The organism is Bariatricus sp. HCP28S3_A4 (assembly GCF_052066395.1).
GTDB lineage: Bacteria > Bacillota > Clostridia > Lachnospirales > Lachnospiraceae > Allocoprococcus.
In genome coordinates this window covers 19085-45503 of sequence record NZ_JBQHSE010000027.1, presented here as the reverse complement: position 1 = coordinate 45503, position 26419 = coordinate 19085, and the positions used below count along the sequence as shown (strand labels likewise).

29 protein-coding genes and 2 pseudogenes are annotated in these 26419 nt (G+C 41.6%); 2 read left to right on the top strand and 29 right to left on the bottom strand.

All coding sequences use genetic code 11. The features are described from left to right. Positions 1 to 462: 462 nt before the first annotated feature. Both ACTNBF_RS12860 and ACTNBF_RS12855 read right to left on the bottom strand, forming a co-directional pair. The gene (locus ACTNBF_RS12860; protein ID WP_427819464.1) at positions 463 to 927 is read right to left on the bottom strand and encodes a DUF6147 family protein; all 465 of its coding nucleotides are present in this window, start codon (positions 925 to 927) and stop codon (positions 463 to 465) included. Between the two features lie 66 nt (positions 928 to 993). Further along, complete coding sequence (locus ACTNBF_RS12855; RefSeq protein WP_427819462.1) at positions 994 to 1932, bottom strand: DUF4367 domain-containing protein; 939 nt, start codon at positions 1930 to 1932, stop codon at positions 994 to 996. Positions 1933 to 2137: 205 nt separating this feature from the next. Here ACTNBF_RS12855 and ACTNBF_RS12850 point away from each other — a divergent pair, with 205 nt between their 5' ends. Continuing rightward, positions 2138 to 3205, top strand: coding sequence for an undecaprenyldiphospho-muramoylpentapeptide beta-N-acetylglucosaminyltransferase (locus tag ACTNBF_RS12850; RefSeq protein ID WP_427808426.1), 1068 nt, complete (start codon positions 2138 to 2140; stop codon positions 3203 to 3205). 67 nt (positions 3206 to 3272) lie between these two features. Here ACTNBF_RS12850 and ACTNBF_RS12845 read toward each other — a convergent pair whose 3' ends face one another. Together ACTNBF_RS12845 and ACTNBF_RS12840 are read right to left on the bottom strand one after the other, a co-directional pair. Next, positions 3273 to 3845 carry an RNA polymerase sigma factor gene (locus ACTNBF_RS12845; RefSeq protein WP_427808424.1) on the bottom strand — a complete coding sequence of 191 codons (573 nt, stop codon included), beginning with the start codon at positions 3843 to 3845 and terminating at the stop codon, positions 3273 to 3275. A gap of 21 nt (positions 3846 to 3866) precedes the next feature. After that, complete coding sequence (locus ACTNBF_RS12840) at positions 3867 to 4274, bottom strand: HIT family protein (RefSeq protein ID WP_427808422.1); 408 nt, start codon at positions 4272 to 4274, stop codon at positions 3867 to 3869. Positions 4275 to 4354: 80 nt separating this feature from the next. Here ACTNBF_RS12840 and ACTNBF_RS12835 point away from each other — a divergent pair, with 80 nt between their 5' ends. Then, complete coding sequence (locus ACTNBF_RS12835; RefSeq protein WP_427808420.1) at positions 4355 to 5086, top strand: sensor histidine kinase; 732 nt, start codon at positions 4355 to 4357, stop codon at positions 5084 to 5086. 105 nt (positions 5087 to 5191) lie between these two features. On the opposite strand, the gene ACTNBF_RS12830 is transcribed toward ACTNBF_RS12835, so the two are convergent. The 25 genes and pseudogenes from ACTNBF_RS12830 to ACTNBF_RS12710 form a co-directional block, all read right to left on the bottom strand. Further along, positions 5192 to 5965 carry a DUF6382 domain-containing protein gene (locus tag ACTNBF_RS12830; protein WP_427819458.1) on the bottom strand — a complete coding sequence of 258 codons (774 nt, stop codon included), beginning with the start codon at positions 5963 to 5965 and terminating at the stop codon, positions 5192 to 5194. Beyond that, positions 5962 to 6414: a TadE family protein gene (locus ACTNBF_RS12825; RefSeq protein ID WP_427808416.1), complete on the bottom strand. Its 453-nt coding sequence runs from the start codon at positions 6412 to 6414 to the stop codon at positions 5962 to 5964. Before ACTNBF_RS12825 ends, ACTNBF_RS12830 begins: the two co-directional genes overlap by 4 nt. After that, positions 6408 to 6830, bottom strand: coding sequence for a prepilin peptidase (locus tag ACTNBF_RS12820; RefSeq protein WP_427808414.1), 423 nt, complete (start codon positions 6828 to 6830; stop codon positions 6408 to 6410). The genes ACTNBF_RS12825 and ACTNBF_RS12820 overlap by 7 nt, the downstream gene beginning before the upstream one ends. Beyond that, positions 6818 to 7600, bottom strand: a complete 783-nt coding sequence (locus ACTNBF_RS12815; protein ID WP_427819455.1) for a pilus assembly protein — start codon at positions 7598 to 7600, stop codon at positions 6818 to 6820. The genes ACTNBF_RS12820 and ACTNBF_RS12815 overlap by 13 nt, the downstream gene beginning before the upstream one ends. A gap of 150 nt (positions 7601 to 7750) precedes the next feature. After that, entirely contained in the window at positions 7751 to 9118 is a 1368-nt protein-coding gene (locus ACTNBF_RS12810; RefSeq protein ID WP_427808410.1) for a DUF5702 domain-containing protein, read from the bottom strand. A 44-nt stretch (positions 9119 to 9162) separates the two neighbouring features. Continuing rightward, positions 9163 to 9345: a Flp1 family type IVb pilin gene (locus tag ACTNBF_RS12805; RefSeq protein WP_427808434.1), complete on the bottom strand. Its 183-nt coding sequence runs from the start codon at positions 9343 to 9345 to the stop codon at positions 9163 to 9165. Positions 9346 to 9394: 49 nt separating this feature from the next. Next, positions 9395 to 10708: a hypothetical protein gene (locus tag ACTNBF_RS12800; RefSeq protein WP_427819453.1), complete on the bottom strand. Its 1314-nt coding sequence runs from the start codon at positions 10706 to 10708 to the stop codon at positions 9395 to 9397. A 1-nt stretch (position 10709) separates the two neighbouring features. Further along, entirely contained in the window at positions 10710 to 11468 is a 759-nt protein-coding gene (locus ACTNBF_RS12795; protein ID WP_427808406.1) for a type II secretion system F family protein, read from the bottom strand. Continuing rightward, positions 11422 to 11973: pseudogene (locus tag ACTNBF_RS12790) on the bottom strand (CpaF family protein); the annotation flags it as partial. The pseudogene ACTNBF_RS12790 and the gene ACTNBF_RS12795, both read right to left, overlap by 47 nt. A 133-nt stretch (positions 11974 to 12106) precedes the next feature. After that, positions 12107 to 13441 (bottom strand): tyrosine-type recombinase/integrase, encoded by a 1335-nt coding sequence (locus ACTNBF_RS12785; RefSeq protein ID WP_441089408.1) that lies wholly within the window; start codon positions 13439 to 13441, stop codon positions 12107 to 12109. Positions 13442 to 13455: 14 nt separating this feature from the next. After that, on the bottom strand, positions 13456 to 14079 hold the full coding sequence (locus ACTNBF_RS12780) for a recombinase family protein (RefSeq protein ID WP_441089407.1): 624 nt from the start codon (positions 14077 to 14079) through the stop codon (positions 13456 to 13458). A 168-nt stretch (positions 14080 to 14247) separates the two neighbouring features. Next, positions 14248 to 14451 carry a hypothetical protein gene (locus ACTNBF_RS12775; RefSeq protein WP_441089406.1) on the bottom strand — a complete coding sequence of 68 codons (204 nt, stop codon included), beginning with the start codon at positions 14449 to 14451 and terminating at the stop codon, positions 14248 to 14250. Position 14452: 1 nt separating this feature from the next. Next, complete coding sequence (locus ACTNBF_RS12770; RefSeq protein WP_441089405.1) at positions 14453 to 14737, bottom strand: helix-turn-helix domain-containing protein; 285 nt, start codon at positions 14735 to 14737, stop codon at positions 14453 to 14455. A 15-nt stretch (positions 14738 to 14752) separates the two neighbouring features. Next, positions 14753 to 15448 (bottom strand): hypothetical protein, encoded by a 696-nt coding sequence (locus tag ACTNBF_RS12765; RefSeq protein ID WP_441089404.1) that lies wholly within the window; start codon positions 15446 to 15448, stop codon positions 14753 to 14755. Between the two features lie 18 nt (positions 15449 to 15466). After that, complete coding sequence (locus tag ACTNBF_RS12760) at positions 15467 to 15856, bottom strand: hypothetical protein (RefSeq protein WP_441089403.1); 390 nt, start codon at positions 15854 to 15856, stop codon at positions 15467 to 15469. Positions 15857 to 16047: 191 nt separating this feature from the next. Next, positions 16048 to 17055: a hypothetical protein gene (locus ACTNBF_RS12755; RefSeq protein WP_441089402.1), complete on the bottom strand. Its 1008-nt coding sequence runs from the start codon at positions 17053 to 17055 to the stop codon at positions 16048 to 16050. A 766-nt stretch (positions 17056 to 17821) separates the two neighbouring features. Next, positions 17822 to 18487: pseudogene (locus tag ACTNBF_RS12750) on the bottom strand (CpaF family protein); the annotation flags it as partial. Then, positions 18462 to 19409 carry a hypothetical protein gene (locus ACTNBF_RS12745; protein ID WP_427808402.1) on the bottom strand — a complete coding sequence of 316 codons (948 nt, stop codon included), beginning with the start codon at positions 19407 to 19409 and terminating at the stop codon, positions 18462 to 18464. The pseudogene ACTNBF_RS12750 and the gene ACTNBF_RS12745, both read right to left, overlap by 26 nt. Positions 19410 to 19693: 284 nt before the next feature. Further along, positions 19694 to 19903 carry a pro-sigmaK processing inhibitor BofA family protein gene (locus tag ACTNBF_RS12740; protein ID WP_427808400.1) on the bottom strand — a complete coding sequence of 70 codons (210 nt, stop codon included), beginning with the start codon at positions 19901 to 19903 and terminating at the stop codon, positions 19694 to 19696. Between the two features lie 174 nt (positions 19904 to 20077). Beyond that, entirely contained in the window at positions 20078 to 20563 is a 486-nt protein-coding gene (locus ACTNBF_RS12735) for a deoxycytidylate deaminase (RefSeq protein WP_427808398.1), read from the bottom strand. A 9-nt stretch (positions 20564 to 20572) separates the two neighbouring features. Continuing rightward, complete coding sequence (gene upp / locus ACTNBF_RS12730; RefSeq protein WP_427808396.1) at positions 20573 to 21202, bottom strand: uracil phosphoribosyltransferase; 630 nt, start codon at positions 21200 to 21202, stop codon at positions 20573 to 20575. Further along, positions 21184 to 22722 (bottom strand): L-threonylcarbamoyladenylate synthase, encoded by a 1539-nt coding sequence (locus tag ACTNBF_RS12725; RefSeq protein ID WP_427819441.1) that lies wholly within the window; start codon positions 22720 to 22722, stop codon positions 21184 to 21186. Before ACTNBF_RS12725 ends, upp begins: the two co-directional genes overlap by 19 nt. A gap of 70 nt (positions 22723 to 22792) precedes the next feature. Further along, on the bottom strand, positions 22793 to 23524 hold the full coding sequence (locus ACTNBF_RS12720; RefSeq protein ID WP_427808392.1) for an N-acetylmuramoyl-L-alanine amidase: 732 nt from the start codon (positions 23522 to 23524) through the stop codon (positions 22793 to 22795). A 64-nt stretch (positions 23525 to 23588) separates the two neighbouring features. After that, on the bottom strand, positions 23589 to 25376 hold the full coding sequence (locus ACTNBF_RS12715) for a glycosyl hydrolase family 18 protein (protein ID WP_427819603.1): 1788 nt from the start codon (positions 25374 to 25376) through the stop codon (positions 23589 to 23591). A 493-nt stretch (positions 25377 to 25869) separates the two neighbouring features. Further along, positions 25870 to 26088: a hypothetical protein gene (locus tag ACTNBF_RS12710; protein ID WP_427808391.1), complete on the bottom strand. Its 219-nt coding sequence runs from the start codon at positions 26086 to 26088 to the stop codon at positions 25870 to 25872. Positions 26089 to 26419 lie beyond the last annotated feature (331 nt).

The window sequence follows — 26419 nt, the reverse complement described above, 5'->3', positions numbered from 1 at the left end:
ATAAACATACGATAACTTATCAACAATCAACTAAATACGAGCGGCCGTTCTGCTCCGCATAGCGGCCGTTGAAAAACGCATTTGCGACCGCCAGAGGGCGCAAACTGCATCTGACTATTACATAAAATATAAATCAAAAAACGGTCACATAATGTAAGGTATTTTTTCACCGTCTCTTGCAATATTAAATGTAATAGTCAGAAGAAGCTCTCTGATTTTTCTTGTTTTGACTGTATCCAGTATTAATGTAAGGTTTTTGTAACTTCCCGCTCTCAGCGGATTTCTTATAACTACTGCCTATATCCAATTGCCCATTTGAGTTCATTTAGTCGGCGGGCACTTTACATAATATTTTTTTATTTTATTTTGTAGTTGTCCCTGGGTAAGAGAATATTACGCAGTAGTTATAAGGAATCCGCTGAATGGGTGAGCGGGAAGGGGAACGGCTTTTATGGGTAACGGTTAAATGTGGATTCCGTTGGTGAAAGAACCACTTATATCCGAATTTGCTTTGTGCGTAGAATAAACTCGATAATAATAACCTATTGGAACGGATAATGTTTTACTTGTACTTACTAAAACCGCATTGCTTTTCTTCGCAGACCAAGTTGTATATGTTTGCCAACTTCCATTTACCAATTTTTCTACTGAAACATAAACAGCAATCTCAGATACTGTCGTTTGTCCAACAGTTCTGCCTCCCGCCGCTATTTTTCCTGTTCCAACTTCCGATATTGTTGAAGTTCCACTCTTTAAATACACCCCTCTAGTAATTTTTACATCTTCTCCTTCAGAATAATCATCATCTGTCAAATATGATCCATCTACACACTCTACTTCTTCTGTCGCTTTAACATCTATCTTTGACGTACATGTTAAACCAATAATCATTGTTACCATTAATAAAATCGCTTTAAGTTTCTTCATTCCTGCCTCCTGTTTTTTCTCTTTACTATATAAACAATCGAACTCTGAAAAACTTACGCAATTTTTCTAAAAAATTAAATTTTTTATTATGTCAACAAATTCCGCTTCTTTAATACAACTATTTAAAACATAGTTTACATTTGCATTATTAAATCGAGCAACGTACTCTTGCGCTTGATTTTCCTCAACTTGGTAACAGCTTATTTCTATCTCTACATCAGATACGATTAACACTTCTTTCTTTACCAATTTATCCTCTATATCATATCCCACTGATTTATTTCTGTAATTAGCCCACATTTGATATTCGATAGCCACACCTTCATAATCATATATAAAACATGCTTCTCCAACTGCTTCATCTATCTCATAATCAACAAAATTCATTTTTACAGGTTTGTAACCTAATCTAACTGGTTCAATTTCTAGCCTATCTTTAACCGCCTGCCACGCCTTCTCTTCCTCGCTCTCCGTACTAAGTCTATCATCTTCCCCTTCTCTTTCGCTATCCACCTGGAGCACTTCTCTTTCACCAACAATTTTGTTCATTACTCCAGTAACAAACGGTGCTCCACCAATACTTGTCATCCCAGCCGCCAGCGCCAACACCGCCACAGCCGCAACCAAGAGATAAACTCTCTTCTTCCTCTTTCTCGAGTACTTCACAACCTTAGCACCGTCATTCTCTACCGCGCTTTCCGCATAACGTTCTCCAACCGCATTCTTCTCATCTTCCCCTTCACCCATACCAACATCATCGCCATTCAGCATCATCATTTCCCGCCCCAGACGCAGTGCCTCTTTATCTTTTTCAGACAACGCCTCATAAGCAGCCTTTTCAGCCTGCTTCTTTTGGATTTTCTTCCATAATCCCTCATCCATCTCCTCGGGAAGTGAAATATCTTTCAGGGATTCATCTGCTTCTATTTCTGCCAGAATTTCATCTCCCTCTTTCATCAGTTCTGATTTCAAAAAATCTTCCAATTTTTCTTGTTCATTCTTCATTTCAGCAACCTCATTCTTTGTCACAGCCAGTTTTTATTCCTTGGCTGCAATCATTCTTTATGATTTCTTTTCCCTTTTTCTTGACCTTTTTCCTTTATCTGCTAAAATTATATGGTATCAGGGTCAACAAGTTATGTCATTCATATTAATATGAAAATGCATGACTTTAACCCCCGCATAATATGATAAAGTGGGAGGACTATCTATGAAACGTATTATTTTAACCGGCGGTGGTACTGCCGGGCATGTTACACCAAATATTGCGCTGTTACCGCGTTTAAAGGAACTTCAATACGATATACATTACATTGGTTCATATAATGGTATAGAGAAAAGCCTGATTGAAAAGCAGGGCGTTCCATACCACGGTATTTCTTCCGGAAAGCTCCGCCGTTATTTCAGCCTTCAGAATTTTACAGACCCTTTCCGTGTTCTGAAGGGATTCAGCGAAGCAAATAAAATTATAAAAGATTTAAAACCGGATGTTATTTTCTCAAAAGGCGGATTCGTCAGTGTTCCGGTTGTGATCGCCGGAAAACGCAACCACGTTCCGGTCATCATTCATGAATCCGATATGACTCCGGGTCTTGCGAACAAAATCTCGATTCCATCCGCGACCAAAGTCTGCTGCAATTTTCCTGAAACTCTGAAGGCTCTGCCTGAAGATAAAGCAGTCCTTACCGGTTCTCCGATCCGTCAGGAGCTTATGACCGGTGATAAGGAAAAAGCCCGCAAATTCTGTGGTTTCCAGGAAGAAAAGCCGGTCATCCTCATCGTCGGAGGAAGTCTCGGCGCCGCCGCAGTCAATCAGGCTGTCCGCAAAATCCTTCCTCAGCTGCTGGAAGAATTCCAGATCATCCACCTTTGCGGCAAAGGTAAACTGGATGAATCCCTGAAAGGTCTGCAAGGTTATGCTCAGTTCGAATATATTCAGGATGAACTGAGAGATCTCTTCGCTCTGGCAGATATTGTAATCTCCCGCGCAGGAGCCAATGCGATCTGCGAGCTTCTTGCCCTTCGCAAACCGAATCTGCTGATTCCGCTTTCTGCAAGTGCGAGCCGCGGAGACCAGATTCTCAATGCCCGCTCTTTCGAACGCCAGAAATTCAGCATGGTCCTGGAAGAAGAAGAGCTGACTGACGAACGTCTCCTTTCGGCTGTTCATAAGCTTTACGACTCCCGCGAAACCTTTGTGGAAGCAATGAATCAGTCCTCACAGCAAAGTCCGATCGAGACCATCATCGGTCTGATCGAGGAAGCAGCATCCAGATAAATATGAAATATGCATGTTAAACAGGTGCCGGAACGGCACCTGTTTTTTGTTGCCATTCTCCGTTTTCTTAATCCTCATCGGACTTATATCTTTTCTTTACCCATTCTCTGGCTCTGTACAAAACACTGTGAAGCACTTCGATACTGACTCCCATCTCTTCGGCCACTTCTTTCTGTGGCATGTTCAGACAATAAGATTTTGTCACAGCATCATACCAGCGTTCATTGATCTCGTACAGATCATCAAGAATCCTCTTTGCCTTCTTGTTTCTCTGATCCCGTGTGAACTCTTCAAAGAACGCATCCTCCGGACTTTTCTGCGTACTATTCTCTGTTTCTGCAATGAAACCCCCATCTTCACTCAGGATCTCGTATTTTCCCTTCTTTATGCAATTGATCGTCGCATTTTTTACACTTGTCACCAACCATGCACCAATATATTCTTCTTGGAGCAGATTCGGATAATCACACAATTTCACAAATACTTCTTGTGTCATCTCCTGAGAAATCTCTCTATTGTAATCAGAGTAACGCAGCGCGGTTTTGTACACAACTTCTTTGTACTTAATGTAAATTTCCTCAAATTTACGTGTATCTTTATCTTGAGTGTCCACACTTACACCCCTCTGTATCTCACTCATGTTTACTCAGTTCCGATTTCCTTATTTTAATTTTGCAAGAATTTCGTCTCTGACTTCATCCGTGAGCTGTCCTGTCTTCCATCCGAAGCGTGCATCATCATCCTTATACCGCGGGATCAGATGCATATGGAAATGGAAAACTGTCTGTCCTGCTGCCTCGCCATTATTCTGTACAACATTATATCCGTCACATCCAAGCACTTCTGTCATCTTGATGACCATCTTTTTCGCCAGTTTGAATGCTTTTGCTGCAAGTTCATCGTCAATCTCATACAGATTCGCATAATGTTCTTTCGGAAGGATCAGGGCATGTCCCTTTGTTGCCGGTCCAAGGTCCAGAATGACTCTGAAATCATCATCTTCATACAACGTAGCTGAAGGAATCTCTCCGTTTGCAATTTTACAGAAAATACAGTTCTCATCTCTCATATTTCTTACCTCTTTCTTTAAAATATATTTGAATATCTATACCGCCAATGCTACACTATGTTTGGAAAGGCGGTATGATAATGTCATTAACAAATCATGATTATGAGCAATTACAACAACTGATGAACGCAAAACCTGAAAACAGGGCATTGATCCAAAAGCTTCTGGATGACCAGCAATATACGATCAGCAAGATCAGCCACGAGATCCGTAATCCTCTCACACTCATCTACAGTACATTACAGTTGATCGAGTCCCAGCATCCTGAGACACGGGATTTCCGTCACTGGAATGACATGCGGGAAGATATTGAATTTATGATTTCTCTGCTGCAGGAGCTTTCTGCCTATAACAACGGAGAACGTATCAACCGTTCTTCTTTTTCTGCCTTCGATTTTTTCAGTCATCTTTGTCTGTCCTTTGCCGCTTCCTGCGCCGAAACAGACATTGAATTTACTTCCCGAATCTCTCCTGAACTTCCGGTCATCCAGGGAGATAAGGTAAAGCTTCAGGAAGTCTTTCTCAATCTTCTTCGCAACGCCGGTGATGCGGTGTCTGCTCACGGGACCATCCGGCTGGAGGCCGATACAGATGACCATTTTCTGAAAATCATTATCTCAGATGATGGCTGCGGTATTCCCGAAGAACAGCTTGACGAGATATTTGATGCTTTCGTAACCCATAAAACCGGCGGAACCGGTCTCGGACTTGCAATCGCCAAACGTACCATCGAAGCTCACGGCGGAACCATATCTGTAGATTCAGAAGTTCAGAAGGGCAGTCGTTTTACTGTATTATTGCCCATTTCATAACCTTATTTTTTATTATATGGAATGAGAGTATGATTTACAAGTGTTTTGTTACCAATATTTTACATTCACTTCCGCTGGAAATGATTCCCGGCGGAAGTACTTTACTCAAAAATTCCGATAATTTTCCGCTTCATTTTCTTCCTGCACCTCCCGATTTTCCCAATTTCTGTGATTTCTTTTCCTGATTTTTCTCGTCACAAATCCCCATACTGTTTCTCTGTCTTTCATCACATTTCCCTTCAGCTCCTGTTCACCGGCCCAATCATCCAGGATTTGATCCTCTTTAAGTTCATATGCTGCATTACCGTATTTCAGATTTTTCTTCACGTCTTCCATTCTCTGCTCTTTCCTTTCCAGAATCCTCTCCAGTATTTGTTCTATATTATAGTTATCTTCCATAGAAGCTTTATGAAGCTCGCATGCAAGATAGATTGCCTCTTTATCTTCATAATCTGTCTCTCTGACGAAATATTCTGTCAGTACATGAAATGCCTCCCATATATTTCCCTTGAATGCGGGACAATAGCAGAAAAAATATCGTCCGTTCTGGTAATAGATATATTCCGGATCCAGGTTCAGACAATTCACATCAAGGAGATAATTATTCACCTCGCGCACTGCTTCCACAAATTGCTGCATGAATTCCTTCATCCGCGAAAAATTCCATTTCTGACGTTCTCCCATCGCAGCCATCGATGTCTTTCCGCCCACCTCATACTGGTACCTGCTTTTCCGGTCCATTCCCTGTCCCTTTACATCCAGCAGACAGTTAAGATGGTTCTCTGCCAGCATCCTCATCTGGTAATCTTCTTCATAGATCTCATCAAACTCCAGAATCATCCATGCATGATGCAGATTCCGTTCATATTCCGTCTTCATTGCAGCGCACCCTCCAACTTCTTCTTTCCGGCTTTCAGCCTGCGGATCTGCTTCTCAGGCTCCGTAATGACAGCACTTCCGGATGCCTGAAGTTCCATCCCTTTCCCACTCGCACTGGCCTTTGCAATGATCCTCTGCTGTTCCTCATATACATTCACGGACACCTGCCCGTAAAACATCAGTTTTCCCCGTATTCTCTCACGAAAATAATTCTCCATTTCTTCCTGCGGGAACTCTTCCATCCCATATAAGATCTCACTTCCCACAATTACCGTTTCATATGCCGCTCCCATTAAGATTGTTTTATCATGATAGTAAAACAACCCGAAAATCACGAGCATCCACACCATAAGCACAAGCGGCATCAGATACGCCATTTCCACCACGGTCGAGGCACGCACAGTCCGCCCGGACTTCTTTTTTATTCCTTCTGTTCCTCTTTTCACCATAACAATGCCCCCACATAACCGACTACCAGAAAGGGATAGAAGGGTATTCTCGTCTTACGATTCCATTTTTTCAGCGCCAGACCGACTCCCGCCGCCGCTGCTGCCGCCGAAAATGCAATGCCGAGCGATATCAGAAGCCGCCAGATTCCGAGAAAAAGTCCCAGATTCAGGATCATCCAGCTATCCCCATATCCAATCCCTTCTTCGGTGATCTTGGAACAAAGAAGGAAGAGCAGTCCGGTCGCCAGTCCCGGAAGCCACAGATACCACTCCATCTGACCCTCGAATGCCAGATAAAAAACAATTCCTACTGTTCCAAACATCAGATAACCTGCCGGGATTTTTCTATTCCTGAAGTCATATACGGCCCCCGCTCCCAGAAATGCCAGAACAGCCATTTCTTCTATTTTCCACATTTTGAACACGCTCCCTTTCCCTTAACTTCACGGATCGGGACTGCATAAATTTTTCGTTTCACACCGCTGCAGTCCAAAGTACTGTGATACCGATTCCCATAATCCGTGATATAAGCATTCCCCTTACAGAACCTTCCGCACAGTTCACAGGGATAATATTTTCCGGAACTCTGATTTCTCAGTGGCTCGATCTCTTCAAGCGACACCAGACGTACAGACGGTTCCAGATATGTGCAGTGATAATCCCTGTGATAAACGATTCCTGTTTCCGTAATATACACAATTTCCTGCTGTCCCGTCTGACCAAAGGATTGTTTCACATACCCGGTCCATCCTTTGATTCTCATAGACTCCTGATACCGGATCGGCGGAATCAAAAACTGCGGAAACGGAAGCTTTACCTGATAGCTTGTCTTTAATTCGATGATCGCGCTTCCCGGCCAGATGTAAGATTTTTCACATTCCAGGCCTTCGCTCCCTTCCACAATACAGCTTCGGTCAAGCCGCTCCTCCCCGATCAGACTGACGATCTTTGATTCCACTCTTGCCGGAATAAGAAGCGGCAGCTCATAGCATTCCTGTGCCAGCTCTTTTCCGGCTCCCTGCATCCCTTCCCTGACGACAAGCTGTATGGAACGAAGCTCCAACAGCCAAATCAGACAAATAGATGCATATAAAAACAGCGGAATACACACGACAGCTTCCACAGTGATGCTGCCTTCCATGATCCGCGCTTTTCGCGAGGCAGATACAGATGCCTTTTCCGTCAAGAGAGCTGCGCCTTTTCGCGAGAAACCAAATCCTTCCTCCTTCCTGAAAGAATTGTTGTATCGACGTGTATCATATATGTTTGCAATTATACAGACCAAAAAATCGAGGAACGGAAAAGACATCTGTATCCACCTCCTTTTATTTTCCCTCTATTTGTACTGATATTCTGCCGCAAATCTGTAGTGGATCGATCTGCGCAGTCCACAGTCCATATTGGCTCTTAACGCCACCACGCATGAGTCTGCGCGAAACCATGTTTTTCCTGCAATTTCTCTGAGATTCAGTTCTTCCAGATCCAATGCCCACATTGTCAGTTTTTCCTTTTTTTCCAGCATAAGCAGCACCTGCAAATACTTTTCATAAGAATATCCGCCCTCTGCATCCCTGCCTTCCAGAACCGACTGATCTTCCCCCAGATGCAGAAGGTTCTCCCACGAAAGTTGCCACGTCTCGTACGACTTTACTAAAGGAACTCTTTTCCCGGTTAGAAGAGTTTTCACATCAACGATTCCTTCTCCATACGCCCATGCAAGGAGAAGTGCCTGCTTTACAACCTCAGTTATGCCCGGAACTGCAAGGAGCGCACACATTGCCACGGATGCAGCCTGCACCTCTGCCTGCTTTTCCACATCTGTCAGAAGATAAGCATAATTGACGGCGAACCTGATACTGCAGAGTTTCTTTACAACCGCCTCCAGATTCTCCCTGTCACTTGACTTTCCTGCAAGAAGATACTCCAACTCATATTGAAGCACACTTTCTTTTTCTTTTTTAACTGCGTGATTAAAATGATCCATAAGGTATAGATTGAAAAAAATGGTGTCACCGGTTCCCTGAACCTTCTCCCGAAAGCTTCCATAACCGCTTTGCAGTTCACGATGTGATACAAACGATGACAGATCCACTGTCTTATCCGAAACCTCAAATCCATCCGGCAGGACAAAATTCAATATTCCACCTGCCTTTATATTCGAAACGACCGGAAGCGGATTTCCTTCCTGCGGCAGCTTCTGGCTTTCCTCTTCAAGCATACGCTCTAATTCAAAACTCGTCTCTGTATCCTCTTTTTCGTATTGCTCTGCCTGGCTCTCCTGTTCTTTCCACACAGAAGATTTCCCGGCCATCTCCTCTACCGCCGCTGCCCCCGTCTTTTCTTTTTCATACTGAACCGCCTGGTCATAAAATGCCTTCCCGTTTTCATCCGTCAGATAACGAATCGCATCGATCTCTTTGTCCATATTTTCTGCCCCATAATAGGACATTCGGTTTAAAATAGCAGACTCTGATACCTGTTCCGATTCATAGCTCTCATCCAGTGCAAATATCTCATATCGATCCAGAAGATCTCTTTGATATTCTGCAAATACAGATTCCATCGCTCTGGTGGCATCTGCCCTTCTTTCATTTTTCATCACCTGAATGGATGCGCTTTCAAGGACAGCTCCCACCAGTGAGACCAGAAGGATAAATACAAGACTAAGAAAAGCTGTCAGCTCCCCTTTCACCATTTTTTTCATTTTCTATACCGCCCATTTTCAGAATAAGAACCGTTTAATTACTACTAAATTCCTGCACTTTCACTCGTAATTTTTTCAAAAATTGTTTCCACCAGACTGGTTAACTGTGATTTAAAAATTAACACCAGTCCAATAATGACCACCAAAACCAAAATCAGTTCAATCACCGAAATTCCCCGGTTATCGTGCATCACACACTGTGCCCGGATCCAGACTGATCTGATCATATTTTTCACACGCTTCATCCTTTCACCTCCCTCGTCTTTCCTTCCCAGCCTACAGATCGATAGAAAGAAAGGCCGGAACAACGACGATCACAAGAACGATTACCAGCATCAGAAGCATCGGAAGCAACAGCTTGACACCTGCTTCTTCTCCAAGACGCCTTGCTCTGCTTTTTCTGTCTTCCATGGCTTGAATCGCTTCCATTTTCAGCATATCCGAAGTCCCTTTTGCGCCCTTTCTCAGATTCTGGGAAAGAAGCGCTCCCATTTTCATATACGGAACCAGACCGCATCTTGCGGCAAACCGCTCATAACATTCTGCCTCCGGTATGCCGCTCTGCATTTCCTGAAGTGTGATGACCATCTCTTCATATGCATCCCGCACCCGGCCTCCTCTTTCTTTCTGTCCACAGTAATCTGCCGTTATTTTCTTCCAGACATTCTTTGCCGTCATTCCTGCTCCCATCAGCATCGTAAACTGGCTCACGATCTCGGGATAGTCGAACAGCATCTGTTCTTTTCTGTCTTTTCGCAGCTTTTCTTTCTTCTGTCTTTCCTGCACTACCAGAAATACGCAGATAACTGCTCCAAGCATCAATACCGGCATGACCTTTGATTCTTTCCTGAATCTCCATCGGACTGTCCTGCCATTTACCTGTTCAGGAAGTACAAAAGATTTCTCTTCCCGCGATACTTCTTCTGCCTGTCTTGCTGCATTAAGCACCTGGTTCCGTATCGTTTCTGTCTCTTCCACATCTGCAAATACAAGAACCTGTGTATTATAAGCAGCTTCCTCAGTTCCGTAACGCAGGATCCCCGTAATCTTTACAAGGACTCCTTCGCCTTCCGGATCTTCTTCCAGCACCGCATCCTGATTGATCCTTCCGTTCATATCCATCACGTCATAACGCCCCGGTTCCCAGGAAATAGCAAACGGGTATCCCTCCAGCTCCTGCGGGAAACATAGTGGCTTGACCACATGATCCGCCGTTTCATTTTCACCCAGTATTACTTGATCCAGCTTATTCATAGCCTGCCGGAACAAAGACTGGACTTCCTCCTCGCTGTACATTCTGGGAGAAACCTGTATCTCTACATTTTCAGATTTCTCACCTTCGATTTGCATCTGAAGCTGATGATTTACCGAATTCCCGCCATAATCTTCCCGATTGATCCTGACCTTGCCGAAATTCTGCATCACGCCCTGACCACTGATTTCTGTTAACAGAGCAATCGTCGCCGCGCAAAACATCACATAAAAAATCGTTTTCCACAATTTTTTATCATAATGGATAAGCAGCTTCCTATAGCGCAGTACAATGCATACCATGCCAAGGATAAAATACACTGCTATGCATACCCACATATCACACCTCTATCTCCACAATTCTGTTTCCCAGTCTCCATGCGGCCAGATATGCAAGAAGGCATCCGCTCATAAAGAGGACTCCCCGGATATTTCCGTAAAGAATATCCATGAATTCGGGAAAACTGATTCTCATATATCCAATGATCCCAAAAGGAATGACCGACATTACCTGAAATTCCAACTTCTTTTCCGCGATCACCGTTGCGATCTCGCGGTTCACCTCTGCCTTCTCCACGATTTGCCTGACTGCATTTTTAATTATGGCAATGCTGTCACCGCCGCTTCGCTTTGCCTGTGCAAATATCGTCACAAAGCTGTCTGCCTCCGGAATATTCACTCTCTTTGCGAATTCCTCCCAGACCAGCTCCACATTCACATTCAGGTTCAGCTGACTGACCATGTATGAAAATTCACGCACGATCACAGTGTCATTCTTATACATTACCTGCAGATCCTTCTGCACTTCCTTGATTGCATTTTCCATAGAATATCCGATATTCATCTGTGCACCCAGGGACTGCAGAGCATCCTGAAACTGGCGTTCAAATTCCTGTATTTTTTTCTTTTCCAGCTGTTCCTCATTTCGTTTAAAATAAAGAACTCCAAGCGGAAACAAGAGAATTACCGCCCACCATTCGGAATAAAAAAGATACGCCGTCGCCGCGACTACGGACACACTTTTTGCCGCCGCCAGCAGGTATTCCTGTCTGCTAATACCCTGCTGCCAAAAGCTTTTCCCGCCGCAGCAAATCGGCATTTTTCACCCACTCTCCCTGGATTTTTCCGTTCTTCTCTCCCGTTTCCCTAAACGAAAACAGGGACTGCAATCGGATCTCGTCTTTCTCATATCCAAGTACCTCCACAATTTCCAATACTTTTCTGCTTCTGTCCCGCAATCTGCCTAGATGCACCATAATATCAATTCCTGCAGCGATCTGCCTTTGCACTGCAGAAAGCGGGATATCCATTCCCATAAGGGTCATCATTTCCAGCCTGGAAAGCATATCTTTCGGACTGTTCGCATGCCCGGTGCTCAGAGAACCGTCATGGCCCGTGTTAAAGGCCTGGAGCATATCAGCCGCTTCCTTTCCCCGGACTTCACCTACGATAATTCTGTCCGGCCTCATTCTGAGCGCCGTTCGAATCAGATCACGGATACTAATCTCCCCGGTTCCTTCCACATTTGCGTTTCGTGCTTCCAACCGCACAAGATTGGGAAGTTCCGTGATCTGCAGCTCTGCATTATCCTCGATCGTGATAACTCACCATAAAACATACGCTTGTTATAATTGTTTAGAGAATAGCGTATTTACAAGGAATACTGATATTTTTTTTACATAAGAAAAGCACCCTATTTTTCAAAGGTGCTAATTACTTTTGTGTTTATTTTGTGTTTTATGCCTGTTTATTCAATAGCATGTCCAGTGCATTTGATGCTTCACGCTTCTTTTCTTCCAATGCATGAGCATATGTATTTAATGTAGTTTGTATGTTGGCGTGTCCTAATATGGCTTGTACGGTCTTTATATCTGTTCCCAGTGCTATATTCAATGTCGCACACGTATGTCTTAACCCATGTAACGGAATCACTGGCAATTTGTTTTCTTCCTTTTCCACTGTTTGATTATAGTAATTTATAAAATCAACAAACTTTCTATAAGGCGTTGAAACATTCATTGTTTTCCCATAATTGATATTTGTTTGAATGAATACACTGTTTTTATCAAATTCCTTTCCCCTATAACCTTCCCATTTACTACCAACCGTTAGCATAAAGTTTTTCTGTTCTGTTTTCCATCTTTTCAACAAATCTATCTCTGTCTTTGGTACAGGTATAACTCTGTTGGAATTAACTGTTTTTGTTGCCTTTATCGCTTGTCCTTCCTGTATATGACCTGCTGACTTTGTGATGCTTATAGCATTGTTTTCAAAGTCAATATCCTGCCATGTCAATGCAATCAGTTCCCCTTTTCGCAATCCCCCGAACAAAGATAAACGATAGAATATTTTAAATTGAATAGGTAACATCCTTTCTTTGATATATGCATCTAATTCTATTACATTACCACTTGGAACTGTTATTTTATGTCCATTGTAAGGAACACTATAAGGCTTGTCCATTGCTTCTAAAAACGTCATTGCCTGTTCAAGTGTAAAATGCTTCACATCATTATTTTTGTTTCGTTCTCTTGGCAATTCAGCTTTATCACAAGGATTTTCTTCTATAACATTCCATCTAACCGCTGTCCTCATAATTCCACTAATAATTTTATGGAATTTCTTTATACTGGCAATTTTATAACTTCCTTTTCCATCTTTCCTTGCATTGTCCTTTGTAAGGCTTCTATAAAATTGTTCCAATATAGCAGGTGTTACTTTTGACATTTTATATTTCCCTATGGCAGGAAGGATAACATTTTTCAAATGCCCCTTATAACTATACAATGTTGTTTCTTCTAAGTTTTGTTTTGCTTCTTTCTCTTCCCATTCCTTTGTAAAATCCGCAAAACTGATTTTATCGCCACTATACACCTTTCCTGTTTTCACCTGTCGTTCAAAGTTAATCGCAAATTCCTGTACTTGTTTTTCCTGTTGTCTCTGTGACTTTGTTTTATCGGGTGTGAATGTGGTAGATATTCTGATTTGTTTGTTGTTTGAATCATACCCATTTGATACAGTTATTCTGTATGCTCCCTTTTTACTGTTTTTAATTGGTGTTATCGTTGCCATATTTTACACCTCTTTTATCTCTCTTTTTCGTTCTCATAACGCTTTACAAGATTATAAAACGTGTTCTTTTTAAGTTCCATTCTCTTCATTGCTTCTACTGCTGTTATGTTCTTATTTTTCCATTCGGAATAGACCTCTTTCCAATTTAAAGGAAACTCTGCTAACGGTCTACCTAAATGTTTCCCTTTTTCTTTTGCAATTTTTATTCCCTGTGCTTGTCTTATCTTTATATTCTCTCGTTCTTTTTGTGCTACATATGAAAGAATCTGCAAAACCAACTCTGCAACAAATCTGTTATCAAGGCTGTTATCCTGTTTACTCGTGTCCAACAATGGCATATCTAACACTTTTATATCTGCTTGAATCTCTTGTGTTATGTACTTCCATTGTTTCATAATTTCTGAATAGTTTCGCCCTAATCTGTCAATGCTATAAACAATCAACAAATCATTTTTCCGTAACATTGAAGCACTTTTTTCTGTTCCCACCAACAAGTTATATGCTTTCCTATTGAATGTTTTACCGCTTTCCTTATCAGTAAAAATATTTCTTTCTTCAACTCCTGCCTGTCTCAACTCTGCTAATTGTCTGTCTAAATTCTGTTCTTTACTGCTTACTCGTGCATAACCATAAATCATTGTATCACTTCCCTGTTTGTTTTCTTAATATGATACTATTATAGTAGCACTTTCGTTTATAAATGTCAACTAATTTTATAAACGTTTGTTTTTATTTGTTTTGTCATTTACAAACGCAAAACAATACATATAACACTTCTTTTCTGCCGTCCTTAAAGGTATACCTTTTTAAACAGTATGTTTTCTATGTTTCCTCATGTTATCCATAATAAGATATATTGTTGGTTCTTCCTGCATCTTTTCTAACATATGAGAAAGAATCTTATTAAAAATCCATGTTCTAATCTTAAATCTTTCTTTATATGCATCTGTTACTACTCTGTAAATCGCTTCGGTTTCTTCTGCTGTTGTATTGTTTGCTTCTTTATCCATGTTACGCTACCCCCATATTAGAATTAAGGAATTTACAAAAGTTATCCCATGAGATTAAATATTTTCTACCAATCAGAACATATGGTAAAACCCCTGTCTTTATCCATGTTCTGATTGTATACGCTGACAATCCGCTTTTACTCGCTGTTTCATCTATCGTCAACATCAACGGTGCTTTCTGCTCCTGTTCTTCGCACAATTCTTTCTTTGTTTGAACTGTTTCTACTACCTTCATAGTTTCCCTCTGTTTATTACTTGTATTTTTATTATTCATTGCCTTTTTCATATCTGACACCTCTCTTTATTTGAACACAACATTTTCTTTCGGGAAAATAACCGCTTCTGTTTTGTCAAGCATAAAACTTTTCATTGTGACATCTGCTAATTCTTTTCCAACCTCTACAACCTTATTATCCTGCTTTTCCTGCCATTTAATTTCCGCATCTGACTTACTCTGCACTAACAGATTTTCTTTCATTTTCGGCGTAATTAAGCCATCGTACATAGGCATTTGTGATAGCTTCATAATTGCAATAGACGTAGCTCTGTCCTGCCGTTTCATCATATCCGAAACAATAACTTTGTTCTTTACATCATCTTTTGATAACTGTAAAAGTAACTCTAACAGAATCTTATCCGCTTCTGCATTTACCTGTGTTAATGTATCAATACTTTCCGAATACCTTTCCTTTTTAAGCGAATCCTGCTTTTTAGCAATCTCTTCTCGCTTTGTTGTGAGCGTTTGTTTTAACTCCTGCACTTGTTCCTTCATTTGTTTTCGTAACATAATTAAATCATTGCTGTCTGTATAACCGTCTGCTTTTAAGGCTTTTAATTCATTATTTACCTCAATAAGTTCTTTATAATTGCTTATCTTACCGATTCTTTCAAACAATCTATTTCTTCTTTGAATCAATCTATTTGCAATGTCCTCTTTATCTTCCTGTTTTCTTTTTCCATTTGTTCTATATTCATATGCTCTTTCAGCCCATGACATAATAATCAACTTCCTTTCTTAACCTAAATAAATATCATCTGTTCCCCAATCGTCTGTATCATCTTCCATTATTGCTTCATTCCACATTTCCTGTTCTTCCTTATCTATCAGTGCTTGGTCAACCTCTGTTCCCTGTCTTGTAATCAACTTTATCGTTATATCTTTGTTCTGTTCTTCTAATTTCTCTGCAACAAAATCTTTTCCGTAACAACGGTCTAGGATATATGTTGCGCATTTGAATCGAATATCTTGATTGATAGAGTTTGTCATAAGTTCAAACAATTCTTCCAGCGCAGGAACAGAATATTCTTTCAATCTTTGTTTGAAATATGAGACGTTTTGCTTTTCCACCTCATCTAGCCTAGGTCTGCCTTTCTTATTTCCGCTCTGTCCTGTTTTCCATGCCATACACGCTGTTCACTCCCTTCTGATATTGCACTGTTATCACAATTATATTGTTACTTTTCTGTTTCTGTGTTTTCCCTTTTTCTTCTCTGAATTGCCTTTAAACAGTGTTTAAATTGATTCTGAATAATGTTTTGCCAAAATCAAACAAGAACAAAATTAACAGTTTTTGTTAACAGTTTTTGATAATTTAACTACACTTCCTGTAAACGTATTTCACGAAACATTTCTTCCAATTGTTTTATTGTTCCTTCATTTACAACAATACTTTCTTCTAATGCTTTTGTTTTAATCCTGCTACACTGTACACTTGCACTCTGCTTTGTGTTTCCTACCATTTTATAGAACTTCGACATTGCTACTCTGAAAATTCTGTAATCATACTGGATTACGTCATATCTCCTCAGAAACGTTTTGTAAGCTCCATTGCCCGCTTTTAAGTCATTCAGCACTAAATTTGTTGCATCTTCTAAATACAACCGTATAGGTGGCATGATACTTGCTCTAACATCCATCACATATTTTTGTATCAACTTCTGCATTGCATTTTTACTCAGAATGTCTGTCAACGTCACAGCTCCCCTTTTTCCAAGTGCCTGTGAAATCCCTTTTACGTTATATAGAAATTCCATGCGGAAAGTAGGTTCCATTTTGTTTTCAAGTCCTAGCTGTCTGTCTTTCCTGTAAAATTTGCATTGATACCTTCCAGAGCTATCTCGTGCCGTCTTAAATCCATCAATTGTTCTGGATTTTATTGTTCTTGTTTCATATAAATTTACACCATGACAGTGTTCTATTTGCTGAGCATCTGGCTTTAACAGAGCCCTTGCCATAAAAGCTGTTATAGCATCCGCATTTACTTTTGACGGAATAACCTTGTTTGCATTAACCTCTATCTTTTTTACAACAAGCCTTTCTAGTTCTTGCGTTCCTAGAATCTCTTGTAAATCATGTTTCACTACATCTATCACGTATTCCAATTTAACGGAATCCAATAATGAAAATCCCTTTGAATTTGACGGACGAATGATAGAGGGCAATATAATTGTCACAACATAAGTATCACTTTGTTTTGTTTTGTCGACCTGTAAATACAATCGACCTTCTTTGTTTCTTCTTTCTACTCTTTGTTCTATACGTTCCGGACACTTTCCACTAAATACCATTGTGACCGCATCCAATCCTATTACTGAATCATTCATATTCCTTACACCCTTCTTTTTTATACAAACAAAAAGCCAATGAAAAAAAGGTATTTAAATACACCTAACTTCACTGGCTGTTTGTTTGCTTTTTCATTTTATAACGGTTAGAAAGAGAGCGTTAAGAACATGGTATGGTAGACATTTTCTGTTTGTACTATACAAACAACGGGCTATCACTTTTTCTGTACTATCCTTTACAGACACCAAAAACAAGGATGTTACTTCTTAATAATAAATTGTGTTCTTCTCTGTTTGAAATTTTGCCACGACACGGGCGTTGTTTGATTTGAATATTCTATATATTATATTATATCACTCTTTCTTAAATTGTCAATACCTTTTTTTGAATTTTTATATCTTTTTTTCATTCCGATATATTCTATTAGATATTTTATATTCTTATATATCGTATTTCTAGGGTACTTGTAATATTTAAACTTAATACCATACTGTATATGATGCAATATACACCACTTGCAAATACTTTCTACCGTTACCATTCCTATTTCTATTTCTTTTCTGAATACATCAATAAAATACTTCTCTGATTCTGTCTTGACCTTAATAATAATACTAACATTATACATATCAATCATATAAAATTGTGGCATATAATACCCCTCTCTTTTGTGTTTGATTTGAGTTTAAAGTTAAAATAAACCCTAAAAAGTAACTTTAAAACAGAACAATAAAAACTCCTACAATCCCTTTATTCTAAAGGAAAACTACACCTTACTAGAAACCACGAAAAGTGCGTTTTAGTTTCGATCGTAATGATTCGTTCCGTCTCGGGAATATAATCCGACAACACATTCAAAAATGTCGTTTTCCCGGAACCGGTTCCGCCGCTGATAAAAATGTTATATCCTGCTCTCACCAGACGAACCAGAAATTCTGCCGCTTCCTCACTGATGGATTCATACTCCAGAAGCTGCTCCATCGTAATTCTGTGTTTTGGGAACTTTCGGATCGTCACAATCGGCCCATTGATAGCGGCAGGCGGCAACACGACATTGACTCGCGAGCCGTCATTAAGCCTGGCATCCACAATCGGGGATGCTTCATTGACAATCCGGTTGCATTCCGCCACCATTTGCTGGACCACATCTTCCAGCTTACCCCTGGACAGAAATTTCTTATCGGACAGGAAGATCTGTCCTTCCCGCTCAATAAAAATATTCTCTGTTCCATTGATCATGATCTCTGTAATCGACTCATCCTCGATCAGTTCCTGCAGAATATCCAGCTTACGGAACGCATTAAAAAGTTCCTTCCCAAGCGCCGCCTTTTCTTTGAGCGGAATGAATTGTTTTTTTGAACTTTCTTCCAAAACACTATGGATGATCTCAAGCAGTTCTTCATCTGACGGTTCCCTCATAAAATCCATTCTGGAGAGGACCTTTTCATGAAGTTGTTCTGCTCTTAACATACATGTGCCCCTTTCCGGACTTTATTTCCAATTCACCGGCCGCCTCTTTCACGGCCTGCCGCATCGTTTTGTCCATATCCACATAAATCGTATGCATTTCCAGCTCCTGAAGACGAAGCGCCTTCAAAATATAGCTGTACTGCTCCATCTTTGTCCTGGCATAGACATCATTTGCAAACGGAAACAAAATCCAGTCACACAGTTTTAAAATCTCAAAAATATCTCCTACGGCGTTTCCCAGATCCAGGATCACCGTATCGTAAATACTCTCTCCGGTCAGTTTTTGAAGAAGAACCTCCCACTCCCGGATACTCACTTCTCTCAGATCGGTCCACACCTTCATCGGTGGTATATAGTCCAGATTTCCCATCTGTCGAATCATGGATGCAATCCTTACACCGATATCATCCTTTTCCTGTTTTGCATAATACAGTAGATGAGAAAGGTTCTGAACATCACCATCCTGAAAATATCCCCCGATCCCTGCATATGCCTCCAGATTCAGATACAGTACATTCTCCTGTTCAGCAAGTACTTTGCCAAGCTTCAGTGCAAATGTTGTCTTACCGACCCGGTGAACCGGCGAATACACTCCCAGAACACGGCCTTTTCCGTAATATCCCGCCGGAATGTCCATCTTCTGAAAAGCCTGCATGATCTCTGCGGTCAGCTTGTCCACAGACTGGTATTTCCTGAGCTCCTGCTCCTCTTCCCCCAGATCCGCACACTTTGTTCTTGTAAGCACAATTCTTCTGCCGCCAAATACCCGCTTTCTCAATTCATATGGAATCTCATCGCTGATCAAAAGCGCCTGAACTTCTCCTATTTCCAGCAGATTTTCCAACATATCAAGAGATGAGCAGATCCGCACTCCTGCTGTCACCTCCCGCTTCAAAAGCAGTGCTTCGGCAAGCCTTTTCACATATGCTTCCTCTGAATCACAGATTACTATTTCTCTACTGATTCCTGATTACGCTCCTTTCCGATACTGATACCAGCATCTTTTATTAAAAAATAACTTTGAAACTTACGCCGAAATGGCATGTTGAGGAATGCCTCTGCATTCCTTTGATGCGAGTGCCTGCAAGACAGACACTGCATAAAATGATTTTTTGATTGTTGTAACTCTCTTGTGAGGTGTATTATATCCCCGCCCACTTTTCTTGTCCAGTAATTTCGGAAAATTAAAATGCTTTTGTACAACACTTACATAATTTGATAAAACATAATGCCATACAGCAGACAAACCCCAGGAATTCCAAGGGTTCCGGATGTCAAAAACGAAATTAGATTTATCCCTACAGAAACCGGAATATTTCTATAGTCCAGAAATTGATTGACTCCAAAAATAACTACCAGTCCCAAAATCGCCCTTAAAATAAAACGAATCAAAATTGATGATTTTCTTTTTTCCATTCTTTTATCTCCTCACTCCCGACTCGAGCCAGGGCATTTCCACTTCAAACAGAATCTGTCCCTCAATTGAATATATACCATCTCCCATTGTTTTATTACCTGAACTTCCAGAAAAACACGAAAAAAAAGACACAACACATACTTCAAAGTGTTATGTCTTTCTGAAATATCCATTTACAATTCAATTTCAATCTTTCGCCCGGTCCTGTGATATTGATGATACCGCACCCCCGCACTGTCAAACATCCTCTTAGATGCCATCACAGAAGAAGTATCCGCATACTTATCGCAGTCATAAATAACTTCTTTTATTCCGCTCTGTATGATAGCCTTGGCACATTCATTGCATGGGAACAGCGACACATATAATTTTGCCCCTTCCAGACTTCCTCCGCTGTAATTCAGGATCGCATTCAATTCACTGTGTACCGTATATACATACTTTGTTTCCAGCGGATCCCCGTCTCTCTCCCACGGGAACTCATCGTCCGAGCATCCCCGCGGCAGTCCGTTATACCCCATTGAAAGAATCTTATTATCCGCACTTACGATACAACATCCAACCTGAGTATTCGGATCCTTGGATCTTCTCCCTGATAACATGGCAACTCCCATGAAATACTCATCCCAGGAAATATAATCATTTCTCTTTCCACTCATTTTTCTCACCTACTTCGTACCAAAAATACGGTCTCCTGCATCCCCAAGTCCCGGTACAATATATCCGTGATCATTCAGGCACTCATCCAGCGCTCCCACATAAAGATCCACATCCGGGTGATCTTTCTGCATTCTCTCAATTCCTTCCGGCGCTGCGATGATGCACATAAAGCGGATATTCTTTACCCCTTTTTCTTTCAGCATCCGGATCGCCGCAGAGCTGGATCCTCCCGTCGCAAGCATCGGATCCACAACAAACGTCTCTCGTTCTTCGCAATCGGCCGGCAGCTTACAATAATATTCTACCGGTTCCAGCGTCTCCGGATCCCTATAAAGCCCGATATGGCCTACCTTCGCAGCCGGGATCATCGTCAGCATCCCTTCTACCATGCCAAGTCCAGCTCTTAAGATCGGAACCACTGCCAGCTTCTTCCCCGCCAGACACTTCCCGGTCGTCTTGCAGATCGGCGTCTCAATTTCAACTTCTTTCAGCTTCAGATCCCTCGTCGCCTCATAACACATCAGCATGGCAATCTCACTTACCATGGCCCGGAAATCCTTCGACCCGAGTTCCTTCTGACGAATATGGCTGATCTTATGCTGGATCAGCGGGTGATCCATTACGTATACGTTTGACATTTGTTCTTTGCCTCCTTATTTAATCGCTCCGCAAGTTTTACAACATTTTCCTGTATCAATTTATACATCTCTTCATACTGCTCCTCGGTCTGCCCGTAAACAGATGCGATCTCCTGCATATTTCCCACATATTCCCCCAGAGTATAGACATCTCCCGCATCCGGATATTCACTCAGGATCTTCTGCTTCTGACTCTCCTGCATGGTAAGAACCAGCGTGTCCTCGCCGAGAATCTTTTCGTCCAGCGCACTGGTCTCAAATCTTTCCAGCACAATATCATGCGCTTTGAGCAGCTCTTCCGCCCGCGGATTCAACGGCTCCGGGAACAAAACGATCATCCCTCTCGAAAGGATCTGATATTCCTGCAAAAGCGGCTGCCTCCTAAGAAGTGCCGCAGCAATCGGCGCCCGGCAGTTATCGCTGTTGCTCACAAACACGATCCGCCGGTACTTCTGTAAACGTGTAATATCCGATGCCTGCAGCACATGATGCCCTGCCGCCTTTCCCAGACGGTTCATCACCGCTGTTCCGATTCCGGCCTCCGGAAATGCCTCACTGTAAATATAAGAGACCTCTTCCTCGTCAAACTCTCTTAGCACTTTGTAGAGATTACGCGCCACCGTCTTTTCATTTTCCCGAGAACCGATGCTCTTGATCATTCCTGTGGTATATTGGTCAATAGATTCATTCGTCGCTATAATTCCGACTTTATACCCCAGACGAACCTGCTCATACGCAATCTGTTTGATTGCCTTGATCGACTCATCCGGCTCTCCTTCCACAATGATCAGATCCGCTTTCGGCGCATAATGTCGGTATTTCATCCCCGGTGCCTTCGGTGCTTTGGTACTATTCTCAGAAATCAGCGTCTCGTCGACCGAAATCTCTCCTGCCACTTCCTCTAGCATCTCTTTCGTGATTGCTCCCGGTCTCAGGATCATCGGCGGATTTACAGTAAGATCCAGAATCGTTGATTCCACCCCGATGTCCACACTTCCTCCATCCAGTATCATCTCAATCTTTCCGGAGAGATCATCCGCCACATGCTGAGCCGTCGTAGGACTCGGCCTTCCTGACGTATTCGCGCTCGGCGCGGAAATATATCCGCCTCCGGCCAGAATCAGTTTCCTCGCAATCTCATCGTCCGGCATCCGCACTGCGACTGTATCCAGACCTCCCGTCGTTCCAAGCGGAACCTTGTCATTTTTATGAAAAATCATCGTCAGCGGGCCCGGCCAGAAATGATCTGCAATATCCTGTACGATCTCCGGAATCTCCGTCACGATTTCTTTTAAATCTTCCAGCCTCGCAATATGAACAATCAGTGGATTATCCGATGGACGTCCTTTTGCAGCGTATGTCTTTTTCGCCGCCTCTTCATCTAACGCATTCGCCCCCAGTCCGTAAACCGTCTCCGTCGGAAATGCAACCAGTCCGCCTTGTTTCAAAATACTTCCGGCCTGCTCAATACTCTCTTGATCTATATTGTTTCTATCTATCTTTTTTATTATCGTTTCCATGAAAATTATTATACCATTATCTGAATATCATGGCAAATTAAATATGCAAATACAGCCCATAGCAGACATACTAATTTTTACCAAGACACTCCAGTATCCCACTGCTTATCGCTTCCGCCATCTCCTGTTGATATTCCTCTTTGGACAGCTTCTCGGCCTCTTCCCAGTTGCTCAGAAACCCGCACTCCACGATCACAGTCGGAACCTCCGTCCGCTTCAATAAATAATAGGATTCATTCGCCTTAACCTGACGATGATTTTCCGGATCCACTGTTCTAACAGCCTCTTGAAGAATTTTGGCCATTTCCTCCCCTTTTTGCGAATGGATGTAATAAAAAACCTGGGCTCCTTTTACATCCTCAGTCTGGTAACTGTTCTGATGGATACTAACTACGAGTTCCGGCTTTATTTCATTGATCATCCGAACCCGCGCCTTCATGTCTTCAACCTTTTTGTTTTTTGCTCCTTCTGTCTCCAACCCCTCATCCATTTCCCTCGTAAGTTTTACCGTCACACCTTCCTTCTCCAGACATTCTTTTACCTTCATCGTAATCTGAAGATTCACATCCTTTTCCAATACTTCATTAACCCCGACTTTTCCCGGATCATCCCCTCCGTGCCCGGCATCCAGTATGACCTCTGTTTTCTCTTCTCCTTTTACTTGATTTCCCGAAACATACTGATTTAAGGTATAGCTCCCATAAATAACAGCAGACAGCAGCAAGAGTACAATAATCCATTTTATTTTTATCAGGATCTGATATTTTGTCGGTAATTTTCCGGTTAACTTATTTTGACGCATAAAAAACCCCTCCCGCACATATCTCTACAATATATGCGAAAAGGGGCTTTCGTAACACGCTGATTTAGTTCACATACTTTAAGATCAATTCCCAGATATCAGATGTCTCGAATCCGATCTTCCATGCAGCTGTTCCTGCCAGTTTATTTGCCTTCATCAGTTCCAGCTTTGCTTCCAGAGACTGTGCATCCTCCAGCCAGATCTTATAGGTCGCACCATCCGCTCCTGTCCACTCTGCATAATTCTGCTTTACAGTATCATCCCATACTGCAGTCACACCTGCTTCGCTGACTTTTGCGGCAGCTGCCTTCATTCCCATCGCCTCACTGGTCACTTTCATGGGGTAATTAGCAGCTTCTGTGCCCTCCTGCTCTGCAAGTTCTTCTTCCGTCTTCGGAACTTCTTTCCAAAGTCTCGTATAGAACGGAACTGCATTGATAAGCTTTTCAGCCGGAATATCTTTAAGTGCTTCTTCGATTCCTTCTTTAACATATTCATAAGAAGCCACCGAACCAGCTTCATAAGAGCCACTGAAGTGCTCATCATATCCCATAATGATCACATAATCTGCAACAATTCCCTGTTCTTTTCTGTGATAATGCTCATTGTATCCTTTCGGGACATAATTGTCCACAGACAGTACCAGATTATTGATTCGGCATTTTACAGATAATTCTCTGATAAACTGAATATAATGTTCGCCCACTTCCTTCGGTATCTTTTCAAAATCCACATTGATTCCGTCAATACCGGTTTTCAGTGCTTCTGATATCAGCTGATTCTCCAGATTTTCTCTGGCTGAAGTATGACTGAGCAGCTCCATCTGATCAATATTATCACCGAAATTATCTACCAACGCCCACACATCAATTCCTGACTGATGTGCATAATTAACATATTCCTGACTTGCAATGGAATTCAGATTTCCATTATTGTCCGCAACCGAAAACCAGGTTGGAGACAATGTAGTAAGTCCTTTCGTATTTGCAATCGTCTCAAGAACTGTACTGTTCGCTGTAGTACTCGCCACCTGATGCCATGCAAGGTTGATCGTCTTATCGGAAGTAATGCTGGTAAACTCTTCCTCCGTAAACTCACGGGATGTAATCTCGGTGGCTTCCTTACGCAACATAGAAGCTCTGAGATAACCAATAATCCCATCTTCTGTCCGCACTTTTTTCCATCCCTCTACCTGATCGATCACGGTCACTTTGTCACCTTTTTTGACCTCTGTCAAAATCGGGCTCTTTGCCCCGCCTTTCAGACGAATACGTGTATCCCGTTTAAGAACAGCAGTCGTTGTCTCACCAAATTCATTGACAATCATTACTCTGTCCGGATTCTCATAGACCTGATAATCCATATTTGTGTATTGCTGCACAAAATCAGCCGCAATATATGCTGTGCTTCCGTTCGTTTTTAAAATGACATAGTCTTCACTTTTCGTTTCTTTTGAAATTGTATAATCTTTACTTCCTACACTTGCCCGTACCATTTCACGAGGCAGGGTATACAAAAGAATATTTTCGTTTGGATCCCAGTAAAAGCGATCATTCAGATAATCTCTGACCACTTCATAGGACAGATAAAGATGACCGTCTACTCTCATTGCTCCGGCTTCGATTACTTCATTATTAATAGTAATTCCGACTTGTTCTTCGGACTCAATGCCAAAATACTCATTCAGATCATATTTTTCTTTGGTCGGCCCATATTTATTCCAAATCAGGGCACCGCCCACAAGTCCTGCTGCCAAAATACATAAAAGTAAAATGATAAGGATCGGGCTGATTCTCTTCTTTCTTTTTTTTTTCCTTCTTCTGGCATTCTTCCCACTCGAGGTTCTTGCCATCTCCTGACTTCTTCTGCGGCTTTCTGCCTCTGTACGTTCCGCTGTTCTTCTCACCTGTGCTGCACTTTGATCCACTTTTCTCTGTGTTCGTACTGCCTGTTCTGCCGGCCTTCTGTCAGAGTTTGTCCTCCTCTGGTTTCGCGCCGCATTCCCCGAAGCAGAACCTTTCGGTGTAGTTCTTCTGCCTGTCGTACCTGACTTCTTATATCTTATATCCGCATCAGAAGGAATCTCCCGTCCTGACCTTGTGCTTCTTGTCTGTCTTTCGTCCACACTGCACCTCCTGTTAATGGCTTATTGGCATAGCCTGAGAAGGCTATGATATAACTCACATGTATGTGCTAATTATATCATAATTTCTATTCTTTTGTATAAATTTCATTAACTATTTCAAAAACTTAGCCGAGGGGTCTGCTCTGCAGTGTTTTTTTATAATTATTTTATAATTCTTACGGGTTTTTCCGCGTTTTACGCTCTCAAAATCCCCAAAACATCATTTTATTTTTACTTTATAGAAATCAAGCTCCTGTACCATACCATTTTCATCCACGATATAATCACGCATATAGTTGCTGTCTTCCCTGACCATATGAGCAGATACAATCTGCAGCGGGCTCGCCGGAAGTCCGTCAATCTGCATCCGTATCCCGGATCGCTCATATTTTGTCAATTCTGTAAACAGTTCCTGATAATTTGTATCATTGTTTTCCATGAATCCCCCTATCTTCCCGGCATCTTTTTACGGCAAAAAGCGACCATAAGTTTTTTGTGATATACTATTTTTCTGCTTTTTCCGACGACAAGGAAACACTTTCAGCCGGATATTGCTTTCCTCTATATTGTTTTCAGGTCTTGATTGATAAATTGTCTGATACGACTTACATGGTTTTAGACGCTTGTGTGCGAAATGCGCTAAATCACGGATTAAAATGTACCGTCAATTTGAAATAGATTTTTAAGATAATGATTTTTCATTTCCTTGTAGCCCCATTATAAAAAAACATTTATTTTATTTCAAGTATTTTTTTAATTTTGTTTACATC

Bases quoted from the DNA above. Each gene is read 5' to 3' on its own strand.
- ACTNBF_RS12860 (WP_427819464.1), bottom strand. From the start codon at position 927: ATGAAGAAACTTAAAGCGATTTTATTAATGGTAACAATGATTATTGGT.
- ACTNBF_RS12855 (WP_427819462.1), bottom strand. From the start codon at position 1,932: ATGAAGAATGAACAAGAAAAATTGGAAGATTTTTTGAAATCAGAACTG.
- ACTNBF_RS12850 (WP_427808426.1), top strand. From the start codon at position 2,138: ATGAAACGTATTATTTTAACCGGCGGTGGTACTGCCGGGCATGTTACA.
- ACTNBF_RS12845 (WP_427808424.1), bottom strand. From the start codon at position 3,845: ATGAGTGAGATACAGAGGGGTGTAAGTGTGGACACTCAAGATAAAGAT.
- ACTNBF_RS12840 (WP_427808422.1), bottom strand. From the start codon at position 4,274: ATGAGAGATGAGAACTGTATTTTCTGTAAAATTGCAAACGGAGAGATT.
- ACTNBF_RS12835 (WP_427808420.1), top strand. From the start codon at position 4,355: ATGTCATTAACAAATCATGATTATGAGCAATTACAACAACTGATGAAC.
- ACTNBF_RS12830 (WP_427819458.1), bottom strand. From the start codon at position 5,965: ATGAAGACGGAATATGAACGGAATCTGCATCATGCATGGATGATTCTG.
- ACTNBF_RS12825 (WP_427808416.1), bottom strand. From the start codon at position 6,414: ATGGTGAAAAGAGGAACAGAAGGAATAAAAAAGAAGTCCGGGCGGACT.
- ACTNBF_RS12820 (WP_427808414.1), bottom strand. From the start codon at position 6,830: ATGTGGAAAATAGAAGAAATGGCTGTTCTGGCATTTCTGGGAGCGGGG.
- ACTNBF_RS12810 (WP_427808410.1), bottom strand. From the start codon at position 9,118: ATGAAAAAAATGGTGAAAGGGGAGCTGACAGCTTTTCTTAGTCTTGTA.
- ACTNBF_RS12805 (WP_427808434.1), bottom strand. From the start codon at position 9,345: ATGATCAGATCAGTCTGGATCCGGGCACAGTGTGTGATGCACGATAAC.
- ACTNBF_RS12800 (WP_427819453.1), bottom strand. From the start codon at position 10,708: ATGTGGGTATGCATAGCAGTGTATTTTATCCTTGGCATGGTATGCATT.
- ACTNBF_RS12795 (WP_427808406.1), bottom strand. From the start codon at position 11,468: ATGCCGATTTGCTGCGGCGGGAAAAGCTTTTGGCAGCAGGGTATTAGC.
- ACTNBF_RS12785 (WP_441089408.1), bottom strand. From the start codon at position 13,441: ATGGCAACGATAACACCAATTAAAAACAGTAAAAAGGGAGCATACAGA.
- ACTNBF_RS12780 (WP_441089407.1), bottom strand. From the start codon at position 14,079: ATGATTTATGGTTATGCACGAGTAAGCAGTAAAGAACAGAATTTAGAC.
- ACTNBF_RS12775 (WP_441089406.1), bottom strand. From the start codon at position 14,451: ATGGATAAAGAAGCAAACAATACAACAGCAGAAGAAACCGAAGCGATT.
- ACTNBF_RS12770 (WP_441089405.1), bottom strand. From the start codon at position 14,737: ATGAAAAAGGCAATGAATAATAAAAATACAAGTAATAAACAGAGGGAA.
- ACTNBF_RS12765 (WP_441089404.1), bottom strand. From the start codon at position 15,448: ATGTCATGGGCTGAAAGAGCATATGAATATAGAACAAATGGAAAAAGA.
- ACTNBF_RS12760 (WP_441089403.1), bottom strand. From the start codon at position 15,856: ATGGCATGGAAAACAGGACAGAGCGGAAATAAGAAAGGCAGACCTAGG.
- ACTNBF_RS12755 (WP_441089402.1), bottom strand. From the start codon at position 17,055: ATGAATGATTCAGTAATAGGATTGGATGCGGTCACAATGGTATTTAGT.
- ACTNBF_RS12740 (WP_427808400.1), bottom strand. From the start codon at position 19,903: ATGGAAAAAAGAAAATCATCAATTTTGATTCGTTTTATTTTAAGGGCG.
- ACTNBF_RS12735 (WP_427808398.1), bottom strand. From the start codon at position 20,563: ATGAGTGGAAAGAGAAATGATTATATTTCCTGGGATGAGTATTTCATG.
- upp (WP_427808396.1), bottom strand. From the start codon at position 21,202: ATGTCAAACGTATACGTAATGGATCACCCGCTGATCCAGCATAAGATC.
- ACTNBF_RS12725 (WP_427819441.1), bottom strand. From the start codon at position 22,722: ATGGAAACGATAATAAAAAAGATAGATAGAAACAATATAGATCAAGAG.
- ACTNBF_RS12720 (WP_427808392.1), bottom strand. From the start codon at position 23,524: ATGCGTCAAAATAAGTTAACCGGAAAATTACCGACAAAATATCAGATC.
- ACTNBF_RS12715 (WP_427819603.1), bottom strand. From the start codon at position 25,376: ATGGCAAGAACCTCGAGTGGGAAGAATGCCAGAAGAAGGAAAAAAAAA.
- ACTNBF_RS12710 (WP_427808391.1), bottom strand. From the start codon at position 26,088: ATGGAAAACAATGATACAAATTATCAGGAACTGTTTACAGAATTGACA.